Raw genomic sequence first — 26,675 nt, forward strand, 5'->3', positions numbered from 1 at the left:
ACCGCATAGTGACGGTGTTCATGGGCCATCCGCTGGGGACACGCTAGGTTCTCTATCGTGGGGTCGGACGGATCGGTGGGAGAAGAAATGAGCACATCGGCTGTGAAGGACGAGAGCACCGTGGTGGCCGGGGTCGATCTCGTCGACACCGAACTCGCGGCGACCGTGCGCAACGGCCTGGAAGAGGTCGAGAAGCTCCTGGTCGACGAGCTGTCCGACGGCGAAGACTTCCTGCAGGAGGCGGCGCTGCACCTGGCGAAAGCCGGCGGCAAGCGGTTCCGCCCGCTGTTCACCATCCTCACCGGCCAGCTCGGCCCGAACCCGACCGATCCCGCGCTGATCACCGCGGGCACCGTCGTCGAACTCGTGCACCTGGCCACGCTGTACCACGACGACGTGATGGACGAGGCCACCATGCGCCGCGGCGCCCCGAGCGTGAATGCGCGCTGGGGCAACAACATCGCGATCCTGGCCGGCGACTACCTGTTCGCACACGCCTCCCGGCTCACCTCGACGCTGGGCCCCGACGCGGTCCGCATCATCGCCGAAACCTTCGCCGAGCTGGTCACCGGCCAGATGCGCGAGACCATGGGCGCGCGCGAATCCCAGGACCCGGTCGAGCACTACCTGCGCGTCGTCTGGGAGAAGACCGGGTCGCTCATCGCGGCCGCCGGTCGCTTCGGCGGCACCTTCTCCGGCGCGGGCACCGAGCACGTGGAGCGGCTGGCCCGCCTCGGTGACGCGGTCGGCACCGCCTTCCAGATCTCCGACGACATCATCGACATCTCCTCGGCCGCCGAGCAGTCCGGCAAGACCCCCGGCACCGACCTGCGCGAGGGCGTGCACACGCTGCCGGTGCTGTACGCGCTGCGTGACGAGGGCGCCGACGGCGACCGCCTGCGCAAACTTCTCGCCAACCCCTTGCAAACCGACGCCGAGGTCGAGGAAGCCCTCGACCTGCTGTCCCGCTCGCACGGCATGGTGCTGGCCAAGGAGAAGCTGCAAGGCTTCGCCGACATCGCGCACGCCGAACTCTCCGCCCTGCCCGCCGGACCCGCCAACGACGCCCTCGAACACCTCGTCCGCTACACGATCGAGCGCGTCGGCTGAGCCCGGTCCGTAGCAATGGCTACGTTCCGATCAGGAACCTTTGCGCGCCCCTTCTCGTTGACCTGGCGTGATGCTCTCGACGAGAGTCGAAGCTCGAAGTGAGAACCGATCTCGTGCGCACATGGGTAACTCGCCGGGGACGGGCTTACTGATGTGAGCTGCTACCGCCGGGCGCCAACGCCGGTCTCGCGGCAGGCGAGTCTGGCCTGAATACGCGGAGAGGCGGGACATGCACGGGTACGCGAATGGTCTGAAGACCTTTGGGCTGATGGTCGGCCTGTCGGCCTTGATCGTGCTCGCCGGCGCGCTGTTCCGCAGCCCGACGATCCTGATCATCGCCATCCTGCTGGCCGTCGGCATGAACGCGTACGCGTACTTCAACAGCGACAAACTCGCGTTGAAGGCGATGCACGCGCAACCGGTCAGCGAGCTGGAAGCGCCGGTGATCTACCGGATCGTGCGTGAGCTGGCGACCACCGCGCGCCAGCCGATGCCGCGGCTCTACATCAGCCCGACCAACGCCCCCAACGCCTTTGCCACCGGTCGCAGCCCCCGGCACGCCGCGGTCTGCTGTACCAGCGGCATCCTGCAGATCCTGGACGAGCGGGAGCTACGGGCCGTGCTCGGCCACGAGCTATCGCATGTCTACAACCGCGACATCCTGATCTCGTCGGTTGCAGGCGCGCTCGCCGCGGTCATCTCCGGCCTGGCAAACCTGGCCTTCTTCGCCTCCGCGTTCGGCGGCAATCGCAACGGCGAAGGCCCGAACATGCTGGGCGTGCTGCTCGTTTCGCTGCTCGGGCCGATCGCCGCGAGCCTGATCAAGCTCGCCGTCTCCCGTTCCCGCGAATACCAGGCGGACCAGTCCGGCGCCGAACTCACCGGCGACCCGCTCGCCCTCGCCTCGGCGCTGCGCAAGCTGGAGCGCGGCGTGCAAGCCGCTCCGTTGCCGCCTGAGCCGCAATTGACCGCCCAGTCACACCTGATGATCGCCAACCCGTTCCGGGCGGGCGAGCGAGCCGCCCGCTGGTTTTCCACGCACCCCCCGATGGCCGAGCGCATCGCTCGCCTGGAGGAAATGGCGGGCGGCCCCAAGCCGTAGCCCGCCGCCCGCTAGCGGTAGTTGACGAACTGCAGGGCGATCCCGAAATCCTCACCCTTCAGCAGCGAGATGACGGCCTGGAGGTCGTCGCGCTTCTTGCTGCTCACCCGCAGTTCCTCACCCTGGATCTGCGCCTTGACGCCCTTCGGGCCCTCGTCGCGGATCTTCTTGGTGATCTTCTTCGCATGCTCGGTGTCGATGCCCTGGACCAGTGTTCCGGTGATCTTGTAGGTCTTGCCGGAGGCGACCGGCTCGCCGGCGTCGAACGCCTTGAGCGAGATGTCGCGGCGAATCAGCTTCTCCTTGAACACCTCCAGCGCCGCCTTGACCCGCTCCTCGGCCTCGGCCGTCAGCACGATCTTGTCCTCGCCGGACCACTCGATGGCCGCGCCGGTGCCACGGAAGTCGTACCGGGTGGTCAGCTCCTTCTCTGCCTGGTGCAGGGCGTTGTCGACCTCCTGACGTTCGACCTTGCTGACGACATCGAATGACGAATCGGCCACACTTCGCTCCTGTCCTGGCGGTCCAACTGCTCGCTCGACCGGTTGATCGGTCACCGTTAGTTGTACCCCGGAGCGCGACCGTAGTCCCGCCGCATGGCCGATGGCCAGCCGGTTTGCAATCAGGGCGGGGGGTGGATGTATTCTGCTTTTCGCGCCGAGAGCGCGACGGCAGATTGCCCGAGCGGCCAATGGGAGCGGACTGTAAATCCGTCGGCGAAAGCCTACGTAGGTTCGAATCCTACATCTGCCACCCGGAACCCCCGTGGATCGACTTCGATCCGCGGGGGTTTCGTGCTTACCGGGTTCGCCGGCCGCTCTCGATGCCCCCGTCGGCCGGATGATCTCTGGAAAAAGGCTCCTGACCACCCGGTTTGGAGCTCTGACCGTTGGGTGTGTAACCTCGTTCAAGACTTCGCCGCGCCGGGGTCACGTGTTCCAGTCCTGGTGCGGAAGTAGTCATGCCCCCTTAGCTCAGTCGGCAGAGCGTTTCCATGGTAAGGAAAAGGTCAACGGTTCGATTCCGTTAGGGGGCTCGCCGGATTGCCGGTGGTGACCGACTCGGCATCGCATATAGTTTCCACTTTGGTGGGAGCCGGGGCGCCGCACCACAGCAATGCGACCCCTTGGCGGTGTAGCTCAGTCGGTAGAGCAAACGACTCATAATCGTTGTGTCGCCGGTTCAAGTCCGGCCATCGCTACCAAAACCGATCAGACCAACTGGTTGACCCGAAAGAAGGAATATCGTGGCCGCGAAGTCCACCGATGTCCGGCCAAAGATCACCTTGGCCTGCGAGCAGTGCAAGCACCGCAACTACATCACCAAGAAGAACCGGCGCAACGACCCCGATCGGCTGGAACTCAAGAAGTTCTGCCCGAACTGCGGTACGCACCGGGGACACAAAGAATCCCGCTAGTCCGCCACGCGTGATGCTGCCGCGTGGATCGGCGCCGGGAGTGTGATTGCTCCCGGCAATCTCGGATCGTGACAGTGCGAGGGCCGGACGTTTGTCCGGCCCTGACGCATTTTCGCGGTCGGGTGCGGTAGGTGAGCGAGCAATAGCGAGGGAACGAGAGTCACAGCCGCCACTGCGGTCACGACGGAAGCCGCGCGCTAGCGAGGCCCGCTCGTGAACGCTCCGCCGACTCCGGGCTCGGGGTCAGATAGGTACAGTCCTCCCGTGACAATCAACACCGGTACAGACGAAGCGGTTCAGGCGGTCGAGACGTTCGACCCCGCGGCGCACGCGGCCTCGATGGTCGGTCACCACTACCGCGTCGACGACTACTACGAGGTCGGCCGCGAGAAGGTGCGCGAATACGCGCGCGCTGTGCAGGACTACCACCCGGTGCACTGGGACGAGGACCTCGCGCAGGAGTACGGCTACGACGGCCTGCTCGCGCCGCTGACCTTCATCTCCCTGGTCGGCATTCTGGCCCAGCGCAAGCTCTTCGAGCAGATTGTCACCGGCTACGACCTGAGCCAGATCCTGCAGACCGACCAGATCCTGGAGTTCCACCGGCCGATCAAGGTCGGCGACCAGCTGGTCTGCGACGTCTACCTGCACTCGTTCCGGCAGGCCTTCGGCGGCGACATCATCGTCACCAAGAACATCGTCACCGCGCAGAACGACGAGCTGGTGCTCACCACCTACACCACGCTCATCGGCCGCAGCGGCGGCGACATCGATCCGAACCTCAACGACACCGTGCGCAACGTGCTGATGCACGGCATCGGCGAGGACGCACCGGATCACAAGCCGCGCGCCAATGTCGTTGCCGCGCCGGTGCAGCCCGCCACGGTGCCCGAGATCACGCCGAGCAAGCACGCGATCAGCTTCGACGACGTCACGGTCGGCGACGAACTGCCCGCCCGCATCGTCCGGCTCACCCGCGGCGATCTGGTGAACTACGCCGGTGTCTCCGGCGACGCCAACCCGATCCACTGGAGCGACGAGGTCATCAAGCTCGTCGGCCTGGACAACGTGGTCGCGCACGGCATGCTCACCATGGGCCTCGGTGGCGGTTTCGTCACCTCCTGGCTCGGCGATCCCGGCGCGGTCAAGGAGTACAACGTCCGCTTCACCAGCCCGGTCTACGTCGGCACCGACGAGGCCGCCGAGATCGAGTACACCGGTAAAGTGAAGTCGGTGGATCCGGAGACGCGGACCGCGGTCGTCGCCATCGTGGCGAAGTCGGCGGGGCGCAAGATCTTCGGGCGCGCGACGGCAACCGTGCAACTGGCCTGACTGGATACAGCCTGACCTGGTCGCCTGACCCTGATTGGCTATCGACGCGGGCGGTAACGTACACTCGGATTTCTGGGGTCACCAGCCGCTGCGCGCTGCTCTGTAGGGCTGGTTCCAGGTGAGGCCGTCAAGGTTTCGCCCACGGGGCCGGCGACTGCGAAAGCAGCGCGCGTGTCATGTGGTGACACCGGAGTTCTACAACTGAATACCGAACAGTGGTTGGACAGCCGATTACGGTCCAGCCGAAGGGGCGTAGCTCAACTGGCAGAGCAGCGGTCTCCAAAACCGCAGGTTGCAGGTTCAAGTCCTGTCGCCCCTGCCTTTCCGCAGCGACTGCATGCAGGTCGCTCGAAAAGAACCAGCATGCCAGCGACGAAAGGATCGACGTGGTCGACGAGCGGGATTCTCGCCACGGCGCGCATGCGACCGACGACGGCGATGACACCGCCGCGGTGGCCCGGCCGAGCGGCAAGCGTTCCGCCCGGCGGACTCGCGGCGCGTCGCCCGACACAGGTTCGATCGCCACACTCGATCGGCCTTCGTCGCGCAAGGCAGCCAAGACCGATCGGGCCGAACGCACGAAGACGGCTAATCCGTTCAAGCGTTTGATCAAGTTCCTGCGTGAAGTAGTCGCGGAACTGCGCAAGGTGATCTGGCCCAACCGGAAGCAGATGGTCACCTATACGAGCGTTGTTCTGGTGTTCGTGATCTTCATGGTCGCGTTCATCAGCGGGTTGGATGTGGCGTTCATCAAGGGTGTCAACTGGCTGTTCGGCTAGAGATCGACGCCGACGCCGCCGGCCGATCCCGGGGCGGACACGGGTGGAGTAGTTCCGCCGCGCGCCCGGCCCCGGCACGCAGAGGATGTACGTGACGACACAGGAAGCGAGTGCCCCAGTGAGCACCCCGGAGAACGACACAAACGAAGAGTTCCCGGTCGAGGACGCGGTGGTGGATCCCACGACCGACGACGCCACGACCGTCGAAGACTCCGAGGACGTGGACTCCGAGGGCGCCGCGTCGGAGATCGACGAGGCAGCTGCGGCCGCTCCGATCGACGAAGAGCCCGCCGACCCGGTCGCGGAAATGAAGGCCGCGCTGCGTCGCGCCCCCGGTGACTGGTACGTCATCCACTCCTACGCCGGTTACGAGAACAAGGTGAAGGCCAACCTCGAGACCCGCGTGCAGAACCTGGACCTCGAGGAGTACATCTTCCAGGTCGAGGTGCCGACCGAAGAGGTCACCGAGATCAAGAACGGCCAGCGCAAGAACGTCAACCGCAAGGTGCTGCCCGGCTACATCCTGGTCCGGATGGAACTCAACGACGAGTCCTGGGGCGCCGTGCGCAACACCCCCGGTGTCACCGGTTTCGTCGGCGCCACCTCGCGCCCGTCGCCGCTGTCCATCGACGACGTGGTGAAGTTCCTGGTCCCCGCCGCCCAGCAGAAGAAGGCCGCCGCCACCGCCGGTGCCGCGGGTTCGGCCGAGTCCGCCGCCGAGTCGGTGTCCAAGCCGACCATCGAGGTCGACTTCGAGGTCGGCGAGTCGGTGACCGTGATGGACGGCCCGTTCGCGACGCTGCCCGCCAGCATCTCCGAGGTCAACGCCGAGCAGCAGAAGCTCAAGGTGCTCGTGTCGATCTTCGGCCGCGAGACCCCGGTCGAGCTCGGCTTCACCCAGGTTGCGAAGATTTAGTCCTGTTACGTGAGCGGCCGACGGCATCCGCCCGGCCGCGGACCGCAACACCAGCACTTGCAAAGAGCAAGGAAAACAGACACCTAGGAAAGAAAGATGCCCCCCAAGAAGAAGAAGCTCGCCGGGATCATCAAGCTTCAGATCCAGGCCGGCCAGGCGAACCCCGCCCCTCCGGTGGGTCCCGCGCTCGGTCAGCACGGCGTCAACATCATGGAGTTCTGCAAGGCGTACAACGCCGCGACCGAGTCGCAGCGTGGCAACGTCATTCCGGTCGAGATCTCGGTCTACGAGGATCGCTCGTTCGACTTCAAGCTGAAGACCCCGCCCGCCGCTCGGCTGCTGCTCAAGGCCGCCGGTGTGCAGAAGGGTTCGGCTGAGCCGCACCGCCTCAAGGTCGCCAAGGTGACCATGGATCAGGTGCGCGAGATCGCCAAGACCAAGCAGGAAGATCTGAACGCCAACGACATCGATCAGGCGGCGAAGATCATCGCGGGTACCGCGCGTTCGATGGGCATCACCGTCGAGGGCTGAGCCTCCGCAGCTCCAGGTGGGAGGGCCGGCCAGGCCCGCAAACCACGGCTGAACCAGACACTTAAGGACAGAGAATTATGGCAAAACGAAGCAAGGCGTATCTCGCCGCGGCCGAGAAGGTCGATCGCGACACCCTGTACTCCCCGCTCGCCGCAGCGCGGCTGGCCAAGGAGACCGCCACCACCAAGACCGACGCGACCGTCGAGGTCGCCGTTCGTCTCGGCGTGGATCCCCGCAAGGCGGACCAGATGGTGCGTGGCACGGTCAACCTGCCGCACGGCACCGGTAAGACCGCCCGCGTCATCGTGTTCGCGGCAGGCGAGAAGGCCGCCGAGGCCGAAGCCGCCGGTGCGGACGCCGTCGGCGCCGAGGACCTGATCGAGCGGATCCAGGGCGGCTGGCTCGAGTTCGACGCCGCGATCGCCACCCCGGACCAGATGGCCAAGGTCGGCCGGATCGCGCGTGTCCTCGGACCGCGTGGCCTGATGCCGAACCCGAAGACGGGCACGGTCACCAACGACGTGACCAAGGCCGTCAACGAGATCAAGGGCGGAAAGATCAACTTCCGCGTCGACAAGCAGGCCAACCTGCACTTCGTTATCGGCAAGGCTTCCTTCGACGACGCCAAGCTGGTGGAGAACTACGGTGCCGCGCTGGAGGAGATCCTGCGTGTGAAGCCGTCGACCGCCAAGGGCCGCTACGTCAAGAAGGTGACGGTCTCGACGAACACCGGACCGGGCATCCCGGTGGACCCGAACCGCACCCGCAACCTCCTGGACGAGGATGCGTAAGTAGCACCTGAACAAGTCCGCAAGGGCGGGAACGCATTACGCGTTTCCGCCCTTGCGCGTTTCCGGGATCGGACTATTTCCAGGTCCGGCATCGTTGGTAGAGCGGTGACGGTTGTCTTGCTCATCTCCGGTAGCACTCGCGCTGCGTCGACCAATTCCGCCGCGTTGCGCACGGTCCAGGCGGTCGCGCCGGCCGGTGTCGACGCGCGCTGGTTCGGCGGACTCGCCGACCTGCCCGCTTTCGACCCGGATGACGACGGCACCGCACGCCCGTCGGTTCTTGCACTACGCGAACAGCTTTCGCAGGCGGACGCGGTGCTGTTCTGCACCCCCGAATACGCGGGCACACTGCCCGGCAGCCTGAAGAATCTGCTGGACTGGACCGTCGGGAACGCCGACCTCTATGAGAAACCCACCGCCTGGATCAACGTGGCCGCGCTCGGCCGCGGCGAAGGGGCCGCCGCGACATTGGCGCTCGTCCTCGGTTACGTGGGTGCCGACGTCGATTCCGACGGCTGTGCCCGGCTGCCGGTCGGCCGGGACGACGTCGGACCGGACGGCTTGGTCGGCACTGCCGAATTCCGTAGCGGCGCAATCGAAGCATTGAACAAACTGGTGGCCAGAGCCGCGCACTGATACCGGCGAAGGCCGGAACCCTTCCGGATCCCGGCCTTCGTCCGCGTGCAATCAGTTGACCGAATCCTCCTGGGGCTCCGTATCTTTGCGCCAGGCGAGCAGGACCGACTCGCCCTCCGGCGCGCCCCACGGCAGGAAAATCGCCACGATCACCGCGCACACCACTACTGCACCCGCCGCGACGAGCGAGGCGGTATGGGAGCCTTCGAGTGCCGCCGTTTTCATTGCCACGATGAGGTTTTCGCGCTGGCTCTCGAAGAACGGGGGGAGCGGCCGCTTGCGGATCTCCAGCACGCTGAGCGGACTGGATTTGACCAGCCCTCGCTCGTTCTCGCTCATCAACGTGGTCGGTAGCGCGTCGATCCGCGGGGCGATCCTGGTCGTGTAGTACGACGCCACGATCGAACCGAGCACCGCGACACCGAGGGTGCCGCCGATCTCCCGGGTGGTGTCGTTGACCGCGGACCCCGCACCCGCCTCGTTGAGCGGCAGCGATCCCATGATCGACTCGGTGGCCGGTCCCTGAACGATGCCGACGCCGAGCGCCATGAACACCATCGAGGGCAGCACGTCGGTGACGTAGGGACTGTCCACCGTCACCTGACCGCCCAGATACAACCCGAGCCCGGTGCTCAGCAGCCCGGTCACGATGACCGGCGTCGGCCCGAACCGCTGGGCGAGCAGGGTGGCAATGGGCGCGCCGAGCGCCACCGAGAAGGCGAAAGGCAATGAGGCGATACCGAATTCGAGCGGAGTGTACTCCCGCACCCCTTGGAAATACTGGGTGATGAGGAACAGAAATCCGAACATCGAGAAGTAGCAGATCGCAATCGCCAAGGCGGGCATCGAGAATCGCCGATTGCGGAACAGCGTCATATCGAGAATCGGTGCGGCAGTGCGTAATTCCCAGATGATGAATGCGGCAAGCAGGGCGACGCCGAGCGCACCGGTGCTCAGTGTCGTGCTGGAGAGCCAGCCGAAGCGCGGCGCCTCGATGATGGACCACACCACCAGCGTGATGCCCGCGATGGACAGCCCGATGCCCGGCAGGTCGAGCCTGCCGACCTGGGTGGCCCGGGATTCGGGCACCCAGATCAGCGTGGCGACGAGCGCGATGAGCGCCAGCGGCACATTGATCCAGAAAACCGAGTGCCAGGTGAAGTGGGCCAGCAGCCAGCCGCCCGAGATCGGCCCGATCGCGATGGCGAACCCGGCCATGGCCGTCCACGCCGCGATGGCGAGGGCCCGTTCGCGTTTGTCGCGGAAGATGTTGATGATCAGCGCCAGCGTCGCCGGGAAGACGGCCGCGGCGAACACACCCATCGCGGCGCGCGCGGCGATCACGCCACCCATCGAGCCGGACAGCGCGCCCGCGATCGACATGGCGCCGACGCCGACCAGACCGACCATCATGATCCGGCGGCGGCCGAGCCGGTCGCCGAGGTTGCCGAAGGCGAGCAACAGGCCCGCGAAGGTGAGGGTGTACGCGTCGACGACCCATTGCAGGCCGCTGACGCCGGTTTGCAGCTGCACCCCGATGGAGGGGAGCGCCACGTTCACGATGGTGTTGTCCAGGACGACGAGCAGCTCGGCGAGGCAGATCACGGCCAAGGCGAGAAAGCGCTGGTTACGTCGTTCCAGCAGCACCGGTGGATCGACTATGGAGGTTGCCATAGTCAAGCAGTCAAACAGTAACTGTCACCTTAGGTAACGGCTAAGAGGGGCGATCTCAACCACATCTCGGTGGTGAATGTGATGCGAGACACAACAAGCCGGGCGCTGAATGGTCCCGATTCGTCGTGGGAGTGCCCCGTTTTGGCAGATGGGGGTGGGTCCAGGTACATTGGACAACAGTTATCGACTAGCTCGATTCCTACCCAAATCCGTTCTACCGAAGACCGTTGGTCGTCGAGCCCGCATGGGTTCGGTCGAAGGTCCGGCGACATTGCCGGCGGCCCACGCAGGGAGAACCGAGGCCGTGTGATTGCTGTGCGCCCCGGAACGCCTTGCGTCCGGGGCGTTTGTTTTGTCGCCGTCCCCTGACCCGGTAGTTCGTTTCGAACCGACCATCAGAGAGGAGGCGAAGTATGGCAAAACCCGAGAAGGTCACTGCGGTCGAGGAGATCGCGGAGCAGTTCAAGAGCTCGACCGCCACCGTGGTCACGGAATACCGTGGTCTGTCGGTCGGCAAGCTCACCGAGCTGCGTCGTGCGCTCGGCGCCGAAGCCACGTACTCCGTCGCCAAGAACACCCTGGTCAAGCGCGCTGCCGCCGAGGCGGGCGTGCAGGGCCTGGACGACTTGTTCGTCGGACCGACCGCGATCACCTTCATCAGTGGTGAGCCGGTTACCGCGGCGAAGGCCCTGAAGACGTTCGCCAAGGACAACAAGGCGCTCATCATCAAGGGCGGCTACATGGACGGCGCACCGCTGTCCGTGTCCGAGGTCGAGAAGATCGCCGACCTGGAGTCCCGCGAGGTCCTGCTGGCCAAGCTGGCCGGTGCGATGAAGGGCAACATGGCCAAGGCCGCCGGTCTGTTCAACGCTCCGGCGTCGCAGGTGGCTCGCCTTGCCGCCGCGCTCGTCGAGAAGAAGCAGGCCGAAGCCGGTGGCGACACCGCCGCTGCCGCTGAATAACCCCGTGCGGGTGATTCGCGCGCGGCTCGCCCTCATAGACAACAACTACCGAAAGGAACAACATCATGGCCAACGTTGACGAACTGCTGGAGACCTTCGGCAACATGACCCTGCTCGAGCTGTCGGACTTCGTCAAGAAGTTCGAAGAGAAGTTCGAGGTCACCGCCGCCGCTCCGGTCGCCGTCGCTGGCCCCGCCGGCCCGGGCGCCGTTGCCGAGGCCGTCGAGGAGCAGGACGAGTTCGACGTCATCCTCGAGGGTGCGGGCGACAAGAAGATCCAGGTCATCAAGGTGGTCCGCGAGATCGTCTCGGGCCTGGGCCTGAAGGAAGCCAAGGACCTCGTCGAGGGTGCCCCGAAGGCCATCCTGGAGAAGGTTGCCAAGGATGCCGCCGAGGCTGCCAAGGCGAAGCTGGAAGACGCCGGCGCCAAGGTTTCGGTCAAGTAATTCCGCGACCGAATCGCCCGACAGGCGGTCCCCTTTTCGGGGGCCGCCTGTTTGCTGTTTACGGCGACCTGCGCGAACAATCAGGAAATACCACATGAAACGGGGTTACTCTTCAGTCAGGTTGGGGTGTGCGTCGTCTCGGTCTTGGGATACAGTGGCCCGACCCACTGTGACGTGACACACCGCTCGACCCAGCACGCGGTTCGCCGGTGGGCAGCTCGCTGAGAAATTGTGGAGGTTTGCGTGGGCGTCGAGGTCAGAACCGAAGGTGTTACCAAGTCTTTCGGATCCCAGCGAATTTGGCAGGATGTCTCCCTGACCTTGCCGACCGGTGAGGTCAGCGCATTGCTGGGCCCGTCGGGTACCGGCAAGTCCGTCTTTCTGAAGTCGCTGATCGGCCTGCTGCGCCCGGAGCGCGGCTCGATCTACGTCGGCGACACGGACATCACCACCTGCTCCAACAAGGAGCTCTACGAGATTCGCAAGCTCTTCGGCGTGCTGTTCCAGGACGGCGCGCTGTTCGGCTCGATGAATCTTTTCGACAATGTCGCGTTCCCGCTTCGTGAGCACACGAAGAAGTCCGAATCCGACATTCGCAAGATCGTCATGGAGAAGCTGGAGCTGACCGGTCTGCTCGGCGCCGAGAACAAGCTGCCCGGCGAGATCTCCGGCGGTATGCGCAAGCGCGCGGGCCTGGCTCGCGCCCTGGTGCTCGACCCGCAGATCATCCTCGTCGACGAGCCGGACTCCGGCCTCGATCCGGTGCGTACCGCCTACATCAGCCAGCTGCTGATCGACATCAACGCGCAGATCGACGCGACCATCCTGATCGTCACGCACAACATCAACCTGGCCCGCACCGTGCCGGACAACATCGGCATGATGTTCCGCCGTCAGCTGGTCATGTTCGGCCCGCGCGAGGTGCTGCTGACCTCCGACGAGCCGGTGGTCAAGCAGTTCCTCAACGGCCGCATGCAGGGCCCGATCGGCATGTCCGAGGAGAAGGACGAGGCCCAGATGGCGCGCGAGCAAGCGATGTTCGACGCCGGGCATCACCACGGCGGCGCCGAAGAGGTCGAGGGCATCATCCCGCAGATGCAGGCCACCCCTGGCATGCCGGTGCGTCAGGCCGTGCTGCGCCGCAAGGAGCGGGTCCGCGAGATCATGCACACCCTGCCGCACGCGGCGCAGACCGCGATTCGCGAGTCACTTGATCAGAACGACGAGACCCAGGTCTTGGCGTACAACAACAGCGACCTGGGTGGTTACCCGGGCGGCGCGTACGAGACCACCACTCGACACAACACAACTAACGGGTAACATCTGCGATCGTGAATTCCTCCCTGGCGCGATTGCGGACTCCACTGGAGTCGGGGTTCGGCCAGGCCGGCAACATCTTTGCGCTGTTCGTGGACGTGTTGCGCAAGACGTTCCGCCGGCCGTTCGAGTGGCGGGAGTTCATCCAGCAGTCCTGGTTCATCGCCAGCGTCTCGATCCTGCCCAGCGCACTCGTCGCTATCCCGTTCGGTGCGGTGGTGGCGCTGCAGACCGGTTCGCTGATCAAGCAGCTCGGCGCCGAATCCTTCACCGGCGCAACGAGCGTGCTCGCCACGGTGCAGCAGGCGGCGCCGGTGGTGACGGCGTTGATCATCGCGGGTGCCGCGGGTTCGGCGGTCGCCGCCGACCTCGGCTCGCGCACCATCCGTGAGGAGATCGACGCGCTGGAGGTGCTCGGCGTCGATCCGGTGGCCAAGCTGGTGGTGCCCCGGGTGCTCGGCATGACGCTGGTGGCGCTGCTGCTGAACGGTCTGGTCTCGGTGGTCGGCATCGCGGGCGGCTACTTCTTCAACGTGCTGCTGCAGGGCGGCACGCCGGGTGCCTATCTCGCCTCGTTCTCCGCGCTGGCGCAGCTGCCCGACCTGTGGATCGGTGAGATCAAGGCGCTGGTGTTCGGCCTGATCGCCGGTGTGATCGCCGCGTACAAGGGGTTGCATCCCAAAGGGGGTCCGAAAGGAGTAGGTGAAGCGGTGAACCAATCGGTGGTCATCACCTTCCTGGTGTTGTTCTTCGTGAACCTCATCCTCACCCTGGTGTATCTGCAGGTCGTCCCGGCCAAGGGCGCCTGACCGGTGGCCACCCAGTACCGCAACCCCGTTCTCGCCAAGTCGCTGCGCCGGGCCGGCGACGTCGTGCGCGCACCGCTGAAGGTGATCGACCGGGCCGGCGAGCAGATGTCGTTCTACTCGCGCGCCATCGCCTGGATCCCGCGCACCGCCGTGCATTACCGCAAGGAGGTCATGCGGCTGCTCGCCGAGGTGACCTTCGGCAGCGGCGCGCTCGCGGTGATCGGCGGCACCATCGGCGTCATCGTGTTCATGTCCGGCTCGGTCGGCGTCGTCGTCGGCCTGCAGGGCTTCAAGGCGCTGGACGCGCTCGGCAGCTCCGTGCTCACCGGCTTCCTCACCGCCTATATCAACACCCGCGAAATCGCGCCGCTGGTCGCGGCTTTGGCGCTGTCGGCGACGGTGGGCTGTGGTTTCACCGCGCAGCTCGGCGCGATGCGGATCTCCGAGGAGATCGACGCGCTCGAGGTGATGGCGGTGCCCGGTGTGCCGTTCCTGGTCACCACCCGGGTGATCGCGGGCTTCCTCGCGGTGATCCCGCTCTACATCGTCGGCCTGCTCGGCACGTTCCTGGCCTCGCGGATGATCAGCATCTGGTTCAACGGGCAGTCCAGCGGCTCCTACGACCACTACTTCAGCCTGTTCCTACCACCTGAAGACGTGCTCTATTCGTTCCTCAAGGTGCTGGTCTTCGCGTTCGTGATCATCATGGTGCACTGCTACTACGGCTTCCACGCCACCGGCGGACCGGCCGGTGTCGGCGTCGCGGTCGGGCGTGCGGTGCGGGCCGCCATCGTGCTGGTGAACGTGCTCGATTTCTTCCTCAGCTTGGCGATTTGGGGGACCACGACGACCGTGCGGGTGGCGGGATGAGCGCGCGCGGGGTGCAGGCGTGGCGGTCGACGGAGAAGCTGCGCATCCGGTTGCTCGGCATCGCGTTCTTCGTGGTCGTCGCGTTGTTCCTGGCCACCACCATCGCGATCTACAACAAGCAGTTCGTGAAGACGGTCGACGTCGACCTGGTCACCGACAGCGTCGGCAACGCGCTGACCAAGAACGCGGACGTGAAGGTGCGCGGCATCAGCGTCGGCGAGGTGCGGTCCAGCTACTCCGAGAACGGCAGGGTGACACTGAACCTCGCCATCCAGCCGGACAAGGCGGACCAGATCCCGGCCAACGCGACCGCGCGGCTGCTGCCGAAGACGCTGTTCGGCGAGCGGTATGTGGATTTGGTGATCCCCGCCGACCGCAGCGGAGCGCACCTGACCAACGGCGTGGTGCTGCAGCAGGACAAGAGTGGCAACGCGATCGAACTGAGCAAGCTGCTCGACGATCTGATGCCGCTGCTGCAGGCGATTCCGCCGCAGGATCTCGCCGCCACCCTCGGTGCGCTCTCCCAGGCGCTGTCCGGTCAGGGTCTCGCGCTCGGCGAGAGTGTGGACAAGCTGGACAACATCTTCCGTCAGGTCAACGGCGTGCTGCCGGACCTGCAGGAAGACCTGCGCAGCTTCGCCGAGGTGGCCGCCACCTACTCCGATGCCGCGCCGCAGCTGGTCAACGCGCTGGACAACCTGCGCACCACCAACGCGACCGTGGTGCAGCGCCGCTGGGACATCGACTCGCTGTACGCGGTGCTGACACCCGCCTCGTCGAACACCGCCGATTTCCTGGTCGCCAACCGCGACAACATCATCGACCTGTCCGCCGATTCGCGCCCGCTGCTGGAGATGCTGGCCACCTACTCGCCGACCTTCCCGTGTGTGATGGCGAACTTCGCACAGCTCAAGCCGCGCATCGACGAGATCCTCGGCAAGGGCACCGAGCATCCGGGCACCAGGGTGACCATCGAGTTGACCAACCCGCGCGGCAAGTACCTGCCGAACCAGGACGAGCCGCGGTGGCTGGACGACCGTGGGCCGTGGTGTATTCCGGAGAAGCCGCTCGGTGTCGACCCCGGGCAGTACACGGGCGGCGCGAACAACGACGGCTCCTACGCGGTGCCGAGCCGCTACCCCGGCGACCAGGAGACGGGCAAGCTGTCGCCGCCGCAGTTCGGGGTCTACCCGGCGGGCAATGTCGCGACCATCGCGGGCTCGCCGCTGGAGCAGCAGTCGCTCGGCGCGATCTACGGTGCGGCGCACGGTGTCTCGCCTGATCAAGTGCCGAGCTGGGTGACCAGGGCCGGCGCGCCGGCGTTCCGTGGCAGCGAGGTGAGCGTGCGATGAAGGAGACACTGCGTGGCTTGGGCGGGCCGCTGACCAAGCTGATCATCTTCGTCATCGTGACGCTGTTCGCTACGACCATGCTCGGTTTGTCCATCGCCAACTACAGCGGTGGCGGCACCGAGTTCAAGGCTCGCTTCACCGATGTCACCTCGCTGAACGCGGGTGACGAGGTGCGCATCGCCGGGGTGCGGGTCGGCAAGGTCACCGACGTCTCGATCGTGGACAAGCGCCTCGCCGAGGTGAAATTCGAACTCACCGACCGGGATTGGCTGCCCGCCTCGACCACCGCGAGCATCCGCTACCGCAACCTGGTCGGCCAGCGCTACATCGCGCTCGAACAGGGCACCGGTGAGCAGGGCCGCAAGCTCAACGCGGGCGGCACCATCCCGCTGGAGCGCACCCATCCCGCGCTCAACCTGACCACCCTGTTCAACGGCTTCCGGCCGCTGTTCCGCACGCTGACCGCCGACGACGTGAACAAGCTCTCCTTCGAGATCATCCAGGTGTTCCAGGGCGAGCAGGGCACGATCCACGACCTGGTGGCCACCACCGCGAGCCTGACCAACAAGATCGCGGACAAGGACGCGGTGATCGGTCAGCTCGTCCGTAACCTGACCGCCGTGCTCGACACGGTCAACCAGCGCGACGACCAGTTCAACCAGCTCATCGTCAATACCGAGGCGCTGGTCAGCGGGCTGTCCGCGGAACGCGACACGATCGGCCGATCGGTGACCTCGCTCGGCAACCTGGCCTCGGCCACCGCCGATCTGCTCGTCCCGGTGCGCCCGACGCTGCAGGGTTCGATCGCCGGGCTGAGCCAGCTCACCGGCACCATCAACGAGCGCAGCGACGACGTGAACGCCGTGCTGGCCAACCTGCCGGTCAAGATGGAGAAGCTCGGCCGGGTAGGCAGTTACGGCTCCTGGTTCCAGTTCTATCTGTGCGGTATCGACATCGTCGTCGGCCCCGGCGCGGTGGAGGCGCCGCAGCTGAACCTGCCCGCCGGACTGCCCACGATCAACCAGCCGCTCTACACCAACGCCGCGCCGCGCTGCTCCGGGAAGGCCCGCTGATGGACGACCGGATTCTGCTCGGACGCCGCAGCCCCGTCTTCATGGGGGTGCTCGGCCTCGCGATGGTGCTGCTGGTGACGGTGTCGGCGTTCTTCCTGGATCGGCTGCCGATCATCGGTGCCGGCACCAAGTACACCGCCGAATTCTCCGAGGCCGCAGGTCTGAAGAAGGGCAACGAGGTCCGCATCGCGGGCGTGAAGGTCGGTTCGGTGTCCGACGTGCGCCTCGACGGCGCCAAGGTGCTGGTCGACTTCCGCACCCAGGACGCCTGGATCGGCAGCGAGACCACCGCCTCGATCCAGATCAAGACCGTGCTCGGCCAGAAGTACCTGGCGCTGGACCCGAAGGGCTCCCGCGCGGCCGACCCGGCGACCCGGATTCCGTTGTCGCGCACCGTTTCTCCGTATGACGTGGTGGACGCCTTCACCGACGCGGCGAAGAACATCGACCAGATCGACACCGCGCAGCTGGCCACCAGCATGCGGGTGCTCTCCGACGCGTTCGCCACCACGCCGCCGGAGCTGCGCGGCTCCATCGATGGCGTCGCGCGCCTGTCGGAGACGCTGGCCAAACGCGACGAGGAACTGAAGAAGCTGTTCGCCGCGACCAGGCAGACCACCAAGGTGCTCGCCGACCGCAACGCGGAGTTCGAGCGATTGCTCGCCAATGGCGGACAGCTGCTGGCCGAGCTCAATATCCGGCAGCAGTCGATCGCGCAGCTGCTCTCCGGCGCCAAGACAGTATCGGCGGAACTCACCGCGCTGGTGCACGACAACGAGGAGCAGATCGGTCCCGCGCTGAAGAACCTGCGCGGCTCGATCGATCTGCTGAACGCCAACCAGCAGAACATCTCCAAGACCTTGGAACTCGCGGCGCCGTTCTACGGGCTCTACGCCAATGTGCTCGGCACCGGCCGCTGGTTCGACGCGGTGATCGTCAACCTGATCCCGCCCGCGCTGCCGGAGATCCCCGGTGCCCGTCCGCCGATCCGCAACATGGGAGGTAACTGACATGGCGGATCGGCTGCAGGCGCTGCGCGATTCGGGGCGCGGCACGAAGATCACCATCGCACTCGTCGTGGTGGTGGCCGTGGTCGCCGCCGGGGTGCTGTGGTGGACGTTCGACCGGTTGACCACCACCAAGATCACCGCGTACTTCGATCGTTCGGTCGGTATCTACGAGGGCTCGGACGTACGGGTGCTCGGCGTGCCGGTCGGCCGGGTGGATTCGGTCGAGCCGCAGGGTGATCAGGTCAAGGTCGTCATGAGCGTCGATCGCGCCTACGACGTCCCGGCCGACGCGCGGGCCGCGCAGATCACGCCCTCGATCGTGTCCGACCGCTACATCCAGCTGACTCCGGTGTACACCGGCGGCCCGAAAATGCCACGCACCGCGACCATTCCGCGCGATCGCACGGTCACCCCGGTCGAGGTGGACCAGCTGTACAAGAGCATCACCGAACTCTCGGATGCGCTGGGCCCCAACGGTGCCAACAAAGAGGGCGCGGTCAACGAACTGGTGCGCACGGGCGCAGCGAACCTGGACGGCAACGGCGAGGCGCTGGCCAACAGCCTCACCCAGCTGTCCAAGGCCGCCAAGTACCTGTCCGACGCACGCGGCGACATCTTCGACACCGTCAAGAACCTGCAGAGCTTCGTCGCCATGCTGGCCCAGAACGACGCGCAGGTGCGCCAGTTCAATGTGCAGCTCGCCGACCTGTCCAGCTTCCTCGCGAGCGAGCGCGACGATCTCGGCGCCGCACTGAATCTGCTGTCCGTCGCACTCGGCGACGTCGCCCGATTCATCGACAACAACCGCGATCTGATCGCCAGCAATGCCGAGGGCCTGGTCACGCTGACCAAGACGCTGTCGGATCAGCGCGACGACCTGGCCGCGGCACTGCCGGTGCTGCCGCTGGCGCTGAGCAACCTGATCAATATCCACAACGCCGAGTCCGGCACCCTCGACATGCGCGCCAACTTCACCGACCTGCAGGACCCGTTCGGGGTCATGTGCAAGCTGATCGACGTGTCCAAGCTGCGGCCGGGCGATCCGCAGTTCGAGGCGCTCGGCAGGCAGATGCGCCCGATCCTGGACCACTGCAAGGAGATCTCCGACCAGATCACCGCCGGGGTGCAGACGCCGACGCTGATCCTGCCGTTCGGCATCCTCAGCGGCGAGAACCAGCAGCGGGCGCCGGTGCCGGGCACCGTGCCCGGCGTCCCGTCGGATCGGCTGCCGCCGTCGCAGGGAGGTGAGCGGTGAGTCACCGAATCCGTTCTGTCACAGGGGGTCTCGGCGCAGTCATGGCCCTGGGGTTGGCCGCTGCGCTGGTCACCTCGTGCTCCTCCGACGGCATCTACAGTGTGCCGCTGCCCGGTGGCGCCGACGTCGGCGCGCACCCGATGCGCATCGACATCCAGTTCGACGACGTGCTCGATCTGGTGCCGCAGTCCGCGGTGAAGGTCGAGGGCGTGCCGGTGGGCCGGGTCGAGGACATCAAGATCGGCAAGGATCAGTGGACCGCGACCGTGCGCGCCGTGGTGAACTCCTCGGTCGACTTGCCCGCGAACGCGCGGGCCGAGGTGCGCCAGTCGAACCTGCTCGGCGAGAAGTTCATCGAGCTGTCCAAGCCGGCGGCCGAGCCGGAGGCGAAGAAGCTGACCGACGGTTCGACCATCCTGATCGCCAACACCCGGCACGCCACCGAGATCGAGCAGGTGCTGGGCGCGATGTCGTTGCTGCTCAACGGTGGTGGCGTCGCACAGCTGCAGCCGATCGTCACCGAGCTGAACAAGACCATCGGTGGCCGCGAGGATCGGGTGCGTTCGCTGCTCGAGCAGGCGAACATCCTGATCAAGGGCCTCGATGACCAGGTGAACGACATCACCAGGGCCCTCGACGGTCTCGACGTGCTGAGCAGCCGGGTGAGCAGCCAGACCGAGCAGATCGGCAAGATCCTCGACGAGCTGCCGCAGGGGGTCAAGATCCTGGAGGAGCAGCGCCCGCAGCTGGTCGGGCTGCTCAGCCAGCTGGATCGGGTCGGCGAGGCAGGCTTCGACGTGCTGAACCACTCGAAGGACGACCTCATCCGTGACCTGACCTCGTTGCGCCCCACCCTGCAGGAGCTGGGTAAGGCCGCGCCGGATCTGATCACCGCGTTGCCGCTGATCCCGACCTATCCGTTCCCCGACTCCACGCTGGAGTCCACCTTCGGCGGGTCGGTGAACACCTGGCTGTCGGTGGATCAGCAGATCGGCGTCACGCTGAGCAATCTCGGTGTCGGCAAACCGGATCCGGTGTACACGCCGCCGCTCGGCCCGCCGGTGCCGGTGAACCCGACCAACCCGTACTACAACGGCAACGGCCCGCGGCCGGGGTGGCCGACGGTGTCGATCCTGCCGCTGCCGCCGAACATGGCGCAGCCGCCCGCGCCGGGCGTGCCGCCGAATCCGGTGGGCGCGATTCTGGAGCAGCTGGGAGTGGGTGGTCCGCGATGACGAAGTTGGTCCGCTGGCAGTTGATCGCGTTCGCCGTCGTCGCGGTGGTCGGCGTGGTGTACGTCGGCGCCAAATACATTCGGCTCGACCACATGCTCGGCTTCGGTCAATACGACGTGCGGGTGCAGGCGGCGCAGACCGGCGGCATCTACAAGGGCGCCGAGGTGACCTACCGCGGCGTGCCGGTCGGCCGGGTCGGGCAGCTGGAACTCACCGGCGACGGCGTGCTGATGCACCTCATCATCGACTCGGGCTCGCCGAAGATTCCCGCGACCGCGAAAGCCGTGGTGGCCAACCGTTCCGCGATCGGCGAGCAGTACGTCGACCTGCAGCCCGACACCGACACCGGGCCTTACCTGCACGACAATTCGGTGATCACCTCGGCGACCACGCCGGTGCCGGTGGAGCAGCTGGTCGCCAGCGTGGACTCCTTCACCCGTTCGGTCGATCTGGCGGCGTTGAACACCACCGTGCGCGAGCTGGGCAAGGCGTTCGACGGCAAGGGCGACGACCTGCAGATCTTCGTCGACTCGCTGAACAAGTTCACCAGCACGTTCAACGAGACGCTGCCGCAGACCATCCAGCTGATCCGCGACAGCAGGGTCGTGCTCGGCACCCAAGCTGAGCAGTCCGGCGCCATCCGCGAGTTCAGCGACGGCCTGGACAAGCTCACCGCGCAGCTGCGCTCCAGCGATCCGGACATCCGCAGGCTGATCGGCACCGGCACCGACGCCGGCCAGCAGATCGACGCGCTGCTGCACGAGAGCGGTGGCGCGCTCACCCAGGACCTGGCGAACCTGCGGCTGCTGCTGCAGGCCATCTCGCCCAAGTTCTATGCCATCCGGCCGCTGCTGCAGTTCCTGCCGCAGCTGTCGATCGGTGGCTCGGCCACCGCGCCCGGCGACGGCACCACGCACTTCGGTCTGGTGCTCGAGGCCAATAATCCGCCCGCCTGTACCGTCGGGTACGAGGGGACGCAGCGGATCCTCGAACAGATGAAGGCGCAGAACCCGAACTTCGACGACACGCGCGACGAGTTCCCCTTCAACAAGGACGCCAAGTGCCTTGTGCCGCAAGGTAACCCGACCGCCGTGCGCGGCGGTGAACGGGCCGACCTCGCCGATCCGCGGGTCGAGCAGCCGTGGGATTCGACCCCCAAGACCGATCCGGAACGGCTGAACCTGTCTCCGATCGCCGTGCAGCTGGCAACCCTGATGGGAGTCACGCCGAAGCGGTGACCAGCAACGATGACGTTAGGGTGTCTCGCGTGAGTGCTGATTTGAAGAAGCAGCTCGATCCTTCCGAGCCGCAGGAATCACCGGACCCCGCTGACGGCGCGGTCGAGTCCGACGTGGTTGCTGAGGCTCCGGCTGAGACGTCCGGCGTCCTCCGTACCTGTGCGCTGATCGGCTCCGCCGCCGCCCTGGTCGTCGCGCTCGTCGCCGCGGTCTGGTTCGGCACCGGCTGGGTGCGCGCCGCGATCAACGACGCCCCGCGCGCCGACGCCCGCGACACCGCGCTCGACGCCGCCCGTCAGGCCGCGCTCAACATGACCTCGATGAACCTCGACGACGTCCCCGGCTCGCTGGCGCTGGCCCGCTCGTCGATGACGGGCGCGCTGCTCGACTCGGCCGACAAGAACAAGGACCAGGCCGAGACGCTGGCCAAGCAGACCGGCGTCGGCATGACGTCCAAGGTGCTCGGCTCCGCGCTGACCACGCTGAACAGCGAGAACGACAAGGCCTCGGCCTTGGTTGTGCTGCAGGTGACCGAGCACGGCAAGGACAAGCCGCCGGCCGATTACCGCTACACCTGGAATGTCGACGTGACCAAGACCGGCGAGGTCTGGAAGGCCGAGCAGATCTCCTCGCTCAGCCAGCCGGTGCTGCTGAGCGGTGGCCAGAGCCAGTCCCCGCAGGCGCCGCCCGCCGACCAGCCGCCCGCCGCGCCCAAGCCGGGATCGTAGGAGAACCAGTCATGACCTCTCGCAAACCGATCAACCGGGTCACCTCCAAGCGCCGCCCGGCCGGCGACCAGCAGTCGCGCGCCGCCGCGCCGCGCAGCACGCCGAGCCGCAAGCCGCGGGTGACGGGCACCACCCGCCCCACCACGCCGCGCCAGGCCCCCGCAGCGCAGCAGCCGGAGCAGGGCAAGCGCGTGAGAGCCCGAAGGAAGCTCGGCCGAGGCTCCGGCAAGTCGGGGCGCTCGTTCTGGTCCCTGGTCGCCGCCTGCCTGATCGCCGCGGTGTTGCTCGGCGGATTCGCGGCGGTTGCCGCCTCGCGCCCCGGCGTCGACGATTCGAACAAGGCGTTCGTCGACAACAAGGCCACCGAAGAGGTGCGCGCGGCCGCCGATCACGCGCTGAAGACGGTCTACGCCTACGACGTGAAGAACATCGACGGCTACCGCGACACGGCTCGTCAGGTGCTCACCGGCAAGATGCTGGCCGATCTGGACAAGTACGCCGACACCACCATCTCGGCGGTAAAACAGGCCCAGACCAGCGCCGATGCCAAAGCCGAACCAATCGGTGTGACTTTGCTCACCGATGATCGCGCCGAGTTGCTGGTCAACCTGGTCGTCAGCGCCACGAAGAACGGCGCCGCGCAGCAGAGCGTGGCGGGTCCGGTCGTGCTGCACATGCAGAAGGTGGGCGATCGCTGGCTGGCCAGCGACATCGTCGACCAGTGATCGTGTAGCGGCCCAGGCGATCTCACTCGGCCCTGGTAGGGCCCGCCTACTTGACGAGTTTCGCCGGAGCCGTCACGCTATTCACAACAGCGGCAGCTGTCACAGTGGCTCCATTACGCCCCGTCGTCCTCGACGCAGCCAGCGATTCGGACACGGCGCGCCAGCCACGTGAATGTGCGCACGGGTGGTAGGTTGACACCCCCGTGACGGTTGGTGTACGGTTGGACGTTGCGCTGGCTGCCTCCTGTCCATACCTCGATTTGCACACGAAAGTTCCACCTTCCGGTGTTACTTCCGTTGTTGCCTGTTCGGGTTTCGTTCGGGTTGTAACCAGCGGAATTCGTAGCAGACAAGCGACGGTCGCGGACCACCACGCGACGCGCGTGAGGTGCTGGAAGGACGCATCTTGGCAGTCTCCACCCAGACCAAGGCAGTTGCCGGAATCCCCGGAGCCCCGTTGCGGGTGTCTTTCGCGAAGATCCGTGAACCCTTGGAGGTGCCCGGACTTCTCGATCTACAGACGGACTCATTTGCATGGTTGATCGGTTCGCCGTCATGGCGTGAAAAGGTCGCCCTTCGCGGCGATGTCGGGCTAGTCGGGGGACTCGAGGAGGTGCTCGAGGAGCTTTCGCCGATCGAGGACTTCTCCGGCTCGATGTCCCTGTCTTTCTCTGACCCTCGGTTCGAGGAGGTCAAGGCCTCCATCGACGAGTGCAAAGACAAGGACATGACCTACGCGGCGCCGTTGTTCGTCACCGCGGAGTTCATCAACAACAACACCGGTGAGATCAAGAGCCAGACGGTCTTCATGGGAGATTTCCCGATGATGACCGACAAGGGCACGTTCATCATCAACGGCACCGAGCGCGTCGTCGTTTCGCAGTTGGTTCGTTCGCCGGGTGTCTACTTCGACCATTCGGTCGACAAGACCACCGAGAAGGACCTGCACAGCGTGCGCGTCATTCCGTCGCGTGGCGCGTGGCTGGAGTTCGACATCGATAAGCGCGACACCGTTGGTGTGCGCATCGATCGCAAGCGTCGTCAGCCGGTCACCGTGCTGCTCAAGGCGCTCGGTTGGACGAACGAGGAGATCGTCGAGCGTTTCGGCTTCTCCGAGATCATGATGTCGACGCTGGAGAAGGACAACACCGCCGGTCAGGACGAGGCGCTGCTGGACATCTACCGCAAGCTGCGTCCGGGCGAGCCGCCGACCAAGGAGTCCGCGCAGACCCTGCTGGAGAACCTGTTCTTCAAGGAGAAGCGCTACGACCTGGCGCGCGTCGGTCGCTACAAGATCAACAAGAAGCTGGGTATCCACCTCGGCGAGCAGGTCACCGGATCGGTGCTCACCAAGGAAGACATCGTCAGCACGATCGAGTACCTGGTCCGCCTGCACGCGGGTGACCGCGTCATGACCGCCCCCGGCGGTCAGGAGGTCCCGGTCGACGTCGACGACATCGACCACTTCGGTAACCGTCGCCTGCGTACCGTCGGCGAGCTGATCCAGAACCAGATCCGGGTCGGTCTCTCCCGGATGGAGCGCGTGGTCCGCGAGCGGATGACGACTCAGGACGTCGAGGCGATCACGCCGCAGACCCTGATCAACATCCGCCCGGTCGTCGCCGCGATCAAGGAGTTCTTCGGAACTTCGCAGCTGTCGCAGTTCATGGACCAGAACAACCCGCTGTCGGGCCTCACCCACAAGCGCCGCCTGTCGGCCCTTGGTCCGGGTGGTCTGTCTCGTGAGCGGGCCGGCCTGGAAGTCCGTGACGTGCACACCTCGCACTACGGCCGCATGTGCCCGATCGAGACCCCGGAAGGCCCGAACATCGGCCTGATCGGTTCGCTGTCGGTGTACGCGCGGGTCAACCCGTTCGGTTTCATCGAGACGCCGTACCGCAAGGTGGTCGACGGTCGGGTGACCGACGAGGTCAAGTACCTCACCGCCGACGAAGAGGACCGGCACGTCCGGGCCCAGGCCAACTCGCCGGTCGACGCCGAAGGTCGCTTCCTCGAGGACCGGGTGCTCTGCCGCCGCGGCAACGAGGAGAACGAGCTCGTCGCCGCCGATGAGGTCGACTACATGGATGTCTCGCCGCGCCAAATGGTGTCGGTCGCGACGGCCATGATCCCGTTCCTCGAGCACGACGACGCCAACCGCGCCCTGATGGGTGCGAACATGCAGCGTCAGGCGGTTCCGCTGATCCGTTCCGAGGCCCCCGTGGTGGGCACCGGCATGGAGCTGCGCGCCGCTGTCGACGCCGGCGATGTCGTGGTGAACGAGAAGGGCGGTGTGGTCGAGGAGGTTTCCGCCGACTACGTCACCGTGATGGCCGACGACGGGACTCGCAAGAGCTACCGGATGCGCAAGTTCGCCCGCTCCAACCAGGGCACCTGCGCGAACCAGCGGCCGATCGTGGACGAGGGCCAGCGGGTCGAGGTCGGCCAGGTGCTGGCCGACGGTCCGTGCACCGAGAACGGTGAGATGGCGCTGGGCAAGAACCTGCTCGTCGCGATCATGCCGTGGGAAGGCCACAACTACGAGGACGCGATCATCCTGTCGCAGCGCCTCGTGGAAGAGGACGTTCTCACCTCGATCCACATCGAAGAACACGAGATCGACGCCCGCGACACCAAGCTCGGTGCCGAGGAGATCACCCGGGACATCCCGAACGTCTCCGACGAGGTCCTCGCCGACCTCGACGAGCGCGGCATCGTGCGCATCGGCGCCGAGGTTCGGGACGGCGACATCCTCGTCGGCAAGGTCACCCCGAAGGGTGAGACCGAGCTGACCCCCGAGGAGCGGTTGCTGCGCGCGATCTTCGGCGAGAAGGCGCGCGAGGTGCGCGACACCTCGCTGAAGGTGCCGCACGGTGAGTCCGGCAAGGTCATCGGCATCCGCGTGTTCTCGCGCGAGGACGACGACGATCTGCCTCCCGGTGTCAACGAGTTGGTGCGCGTGTACGTGGCGCAGAAGCGCAAGATCCAGGACGGCGACAAGCTCGCCGGTCGCCACGGCAACAAGGGTGTTATCGGCAAGATCCTGCCGACCGAGGACATGCCGTTCATGCCGGACGGCACCCCGGTCGACATCATCCTGAACACCCACGGTGTGCCGCGTCGTATGAACATCGGCCAGATCTTGGAGACCCACCTCGGGTGGATCGGCAAGGCGGGCTGGGATGTCGGCGTCGGTGCGGACGGGACTCGTCCCGACTGGGCCAAGGCGCTGCCGGAGGAGATGCTGGCGGCCCCGGCCGACTCGAACATCGCCACCCCGGTGTTCGACGGCGCCCGCGAAGAGGAGCTGACCGGTCTGCTCGCCTCGACCCTGCCGAACCGTGATGGTGAGCGCATGGTCGACGAC

The 26,675-nt window shown here is 66.1% G+C and carries 25 protein-coding genes and 4 tRNA genes; 27 read left to right on the forward strand and 2 right to left on the reverse strand.

The features are described 5' to 3' along the window. Positions 1 to 87: 87 nt before the first annotated feature. Positions 88 to 1,110, forward strand: coding sequence for a polyprenyl synthetase family protein (locus tag NN4_RS30595; protein ID WP_135233590.1), 1,023 nt, complete (start codon positions 88 to 90; stop codon positions 1,108 to 1,110). 229 nt (positions 1,111 to 1,339) lie between these two features. Further along, complete coding sequence (gene htpX, locus NN4_RS30600) at positions 1,340 to 2,212, forward strand: zinc metalloprotease HtpX (protein WP_147138788.1); 873 nt, start codon at positions 1,340 to 1,342, stop codon at positions 2,210 to 2,212. A gap of 11 nt (positions 2,213 to 2,223) precedes the next feature. On the opposite strand, the gene NN4_RS30605 is transcribed toward htpX, so the two are convergent. Beyond that, positions 2,224 to 2,715: a YajQ family cyclic di-GMP-binding protein gene (locus NN4_RS30605; protein WP_135233588.1), complete on the reverse strand. Its 492-nt coding sequence runs from the start codon at positions 2,713 to 2,715 to the stop codon at positions 2,224 to 2,226. Positions 2,716 to 2,882: 167 nt separating this feature from the next. Between NN4_RS30605 and NN4_RS30610 the strand changes: the two genes are divergently transcribed. From NN4_RS30610 to NN4_RS30660, 11 genes are all read left to right on the forward strand, one after another. Beyond that, a tRNA-Tyr gene (locus NN4_RS30610) sits at positions 2,883 to 2,965 on the forward strand. A 210-nt stretch (positions 2,966 to 3,175) separates the two neighbouring features. Then, positions 3,176 to 3,248 (forward strand) — tRNA-Thr (locus NN4_RS30615). Between the two features lie 92 nt (positions 3,249 to 3,340). Beyond that, a tRNA-Met gene (locus tag NN4_RS30620) sits at positions 3,341 to 3,416 on the forward strand. 42 nt (positions 3,417 to 3,458) lie between these two features. After that, positions 3,459 to 3,629, forward strand: a complete 171-nt coding sequence (gene rpmG, locus NN4_RS30625; protein ID WP_014988500.1) for a 50S ribosomal protein L33 — start codon at positions 3,459 to 3,461, stop codon at positions 3,627 to 3,629. 270 nt (positions 3,630 to 3,899) lie between these two features. After that, entirely contained in the window at positions 3,900 to 4,961 is a 1,062-nt protein-coding gene (locus NN4_RS30630; RefSeq protein ID WP_147138812.1) for a fused (3R)-hydroxyacyl-ACP dehydratase subunits HadA/HadB, read from the forward strand. 246 nt (positions 4,962 to 5,207) lie between these two features. Continuing rightward, a tRNA-Trp gene (locus NN4_RS30635) sits at positions 5,208 to 5,280 on the forward strand. Between the two features lie 67 nt (positions 5,281 to 5,347). Beyond that, positions 5,348 to 5,740 carry a preprotein translocase subunit SecE gene (gene secE / locus NN4_RS30640; protein WP_167768870.1) on the forward strand — a complete coding sequence of 131 codons (393 nt, stop codon included), beginning with the start codon at positions 5,348 to 5,350 and terminating at the stop codon, positions 5,738 to 5,740. A gap of 118 nt (positions 5,741 to 5,858) precedes the next feature. After that, positions 5,859 to 6,656 carry a transcription termination/antitermination protein NusG gene (nusG, locus tag NN4_RS30645; RefSeq protein WP_371865773.1) on the forward strand — a complete coding sequence of 266 codons (798 nt, stop codon included), beginning with the start codon at positions 5,859 to 5,861 and terminating at the stop codon, positions 6,654 to 6,656. Positions 6,657 to 6,752: 96 nt separating this feature from the next. Then, a complete protein-coding gene (rplK, locus tag NN4_RS30650) occupies positions 6,753 to 7,187 on the forward strand; it encodes a 50S ribosomal protein L11 (RefSeq protein WP_107659500.1) in 435 nt (144 codons plus the stop codon). 77 nt (positions 7,188 to 7,264) lie between these two features. After that, the gene (rplA, locus tag NN4_RS30655) at positions 7,265 to 7,978 is read left to right on the forward strand and encodes a 50S ribosomal protein L1 (RefSeq protein WP_107659499.1); all 714 of its coding nucleotides are present in this window, start codon (positions 7,265 to 7,267) and stop codon (positions 7,976 to 7,978) included. A gap of 105 nt (positions 7,979 to 8,083) precedes the next feature. Then, positions 8,084 to 8,614 (forward strand): NADPH-dependent FMN reductase, encoded by a 531-nt coding sequence (locus NN4_RS30660; RefSeq protein WP_147138790.1) that lies wholly within the window; start codon positions 8,084 to 8,086, stop codon positions 8,612 to 8,614. A 51-nt stretch (positions 8,615 to 8,665) separates the two neighbouring features. Here the strand turns inward: NN4_RS30660 and NN4_RS30665 are convergent, their stop codons facing one another. Next, positions 8,666 to 10,288, reverse strand: coding sequence for an MFS transporter (locus tag NN4_RS30665; RefSeq protein ID WP_147138792.1), 1,623 nt, complete (start codon positions 10,286 to 10,288; stop codon positions 8,666 to 8,668). A 413-nt stretch (positions 10,289 to 10,701) separates the two neighbouring features. On the opposite strand from NN4_RS30665, the gene rplJ reads away from it, so the two are divergent. From rplJ to rpoB, 14 genes are all read left to right on the forward strand, one after another. Next, the gene (rplJ, locus tag NN4_RS30670; RefSeq protein WP_107659496.1) at positions 10,702 to 11,250 is read left to right on the forward strand and encodes a 50S ribosomal protein L10; all 549 of its coding nucleotides are present in this window, start codon (positions 10,702 to 10,704) and stop codon (positions 11,248 to 11,250) included. Positions 11,251 to 11,315: 65 nt separating this feature from the next. Beyond that, complete coding sequence (gene rplL / locus NN4_RS30675) at positions 11,316 to 11,696, forward strand: 50S ribosomal protein L7/L12 (protein WP_107659495.1); 381 nt, start codon at positions 11,316 to 11,318, stop codon at positions 11,694 to 11,696. 243 nt (positions 11,697 to 11,939) lie between these two features. Next, on the forward strand, positions 11,940 to 13,016 hold the full coding sequence (locus NN4_RS30680) for an ABC transporter ATP-binding protein (protein ID WP_135233583.1): 1,077 nt from the start codon (positions 11,940 to 11,942) through the stop codon (positions 13,014 to 13,016). An 11-nt stretch (positions 13,017 to 13,027) separates the two neighbouring features. Continuing rightward, positions 13,028 to 13,822: an MlaE family ABC transporter permease gene (locus NN4_RS30685; protein ID WP_107659493.1), complete on the forward strand. Its 795-nt coding sequence runs from the start codon at positions 13,028 to 13,030 to the stop codon at positions 13,820 to 13,822. A 105-nt stretch (positions 13,823 to 13,927) separates the two neighbouring features. Beyond that, positions 13,928 to 14,692, forward strand: coding sequence for an ABC transporter permease (locus NN4_RS30690; RefSeq protein WP_226887528.1), 765 nt, complete (start codon positions 13,928 to 13,930; stop codon positions 14,690 to 14,692). Beyond that, positions 14,689 to 16,044, forward strand: a complete 1,356-nt coding sequence (locus tag NN4_RS30695; RefSeq protein ID WP_147138794.1) for an MCE family protein — start codon at positions 14,689 to 14,691, stop codon at positions 16,042 to 16,044. The genes NN4_RS30690 and NN4_RS30695 overlap by 4 nt, the downstream gene beginning before the upstream one ends. After that, complete coding sequence (locus NN4_RS30700) at positions 16,041 to 17,117, forward strand: MCE family protein (protein ID WP_186818710.1); 1,077 nt, start codon at positions 16,041 to 16,043, stop codon at positions 17,115 to 17,117. The genes NN4_RS30695 and NN4_RS30700 overlap by 4 nt, the downstream gene beginning before the upstream one ends. Continuing rightward, positions 17,117 to 18,127 carry an MCE family protein gene (locus tag NN4_RS30705; protein ID WP_186818711.1) on the forward strand — a complete coding sequence of 337 codons (1,011 nt, stop codon included), beginning with the start codon at positions 17,117 to 17,119 and terminating at the stop codon, positions 18,125 to 18,127. Before NN4_RS30700 ends, NN4_RS30705 begins: the two co-directional genes overlap by 1 nt. 1 nt (position 18,128) lies before the next feature. Continuing rightward, positions 18,129 to 19,382 carry an MCE family protein gene (locus NN4_RS30710; protein ID WP_147138796.1) on the forward strand — a complete coding sequence of 418 codons (1,254 nt, stop codon included), beginning with the start codon at positions 18,129 to 18,131 and terminating at the stop codon, positions 19,380 to 19,382. 41 nt (positions 19,383 to 19,423) lie between these two features. Further along, entirely contained in the window at positions 19,424 to 20,617 is a 1,194-nt protein-coding gene (locus NN4_RS30715) for an MCE family protein (RefSeq protein WP_147138798.1), read from the forward strand. Next, the gene (locus NN4_RS30720) at positions 20,614 to 21,855 is read left to right on the forward strand and encodes an MCE family protein (RefSeq protein WP_147138799.1); all 1,242 of its coding nucleotides are present in this window, start codon (positions 20,614 to 20,616) and stop codon (positions 21,853 to 21,855) included. The genes NN4_RS30715 and NN4_RS30720 overlap by 4 nt, the downstream gene beginning before the upstream one ends. A 29-nt stretch (positions 21,856 to 21,884) precedes the next feature. After that, on the forward strand, positions 21,885 to 22,583 hold the full coding sequence (locus NN4_RS30725; RefSeq protein ID WP_186818712.1) for a hypothetical protein: 699 nt from the start codon (positions 21,885 to 21,887) through the stop codon (positions 22,581 to 22,583). A gap of 11 nt (positions 22,584 to 22,594) precedes the next feature. Further along, positions 22,595 to 23,308 (forward strand): hypothetical protein, encoded by a 714-nt coding sequence (locus NN4_RS30730; RefSeq protein ID WP_147138801.1) that lies wholly within the window; start codon positions 22,595 to 22,597, stop codon positions 23,306 to 23,308. A gap of 388 nt (positions 23,309 to 23,696) precedes the next feature. After that, positions 23,697 to 26,675 (forward strand): DNA-directed RNA polymerase subunit beta (rpoB, locus tag NN4_RS30735; RefSeq protein ID WP_147138803.1); only part of this gene is annotated, 2,979 nt, incomplete at its 3' end.

This window comes from Nocardia ninae NBRC 108245, from assembly GCF_007990755.1.
GTDB lineage: Bacteria > Actinomycetota > Actinomycetes > Mycobacteriales > Mycobacteriaceae > Nocardia > Nocardia ninae.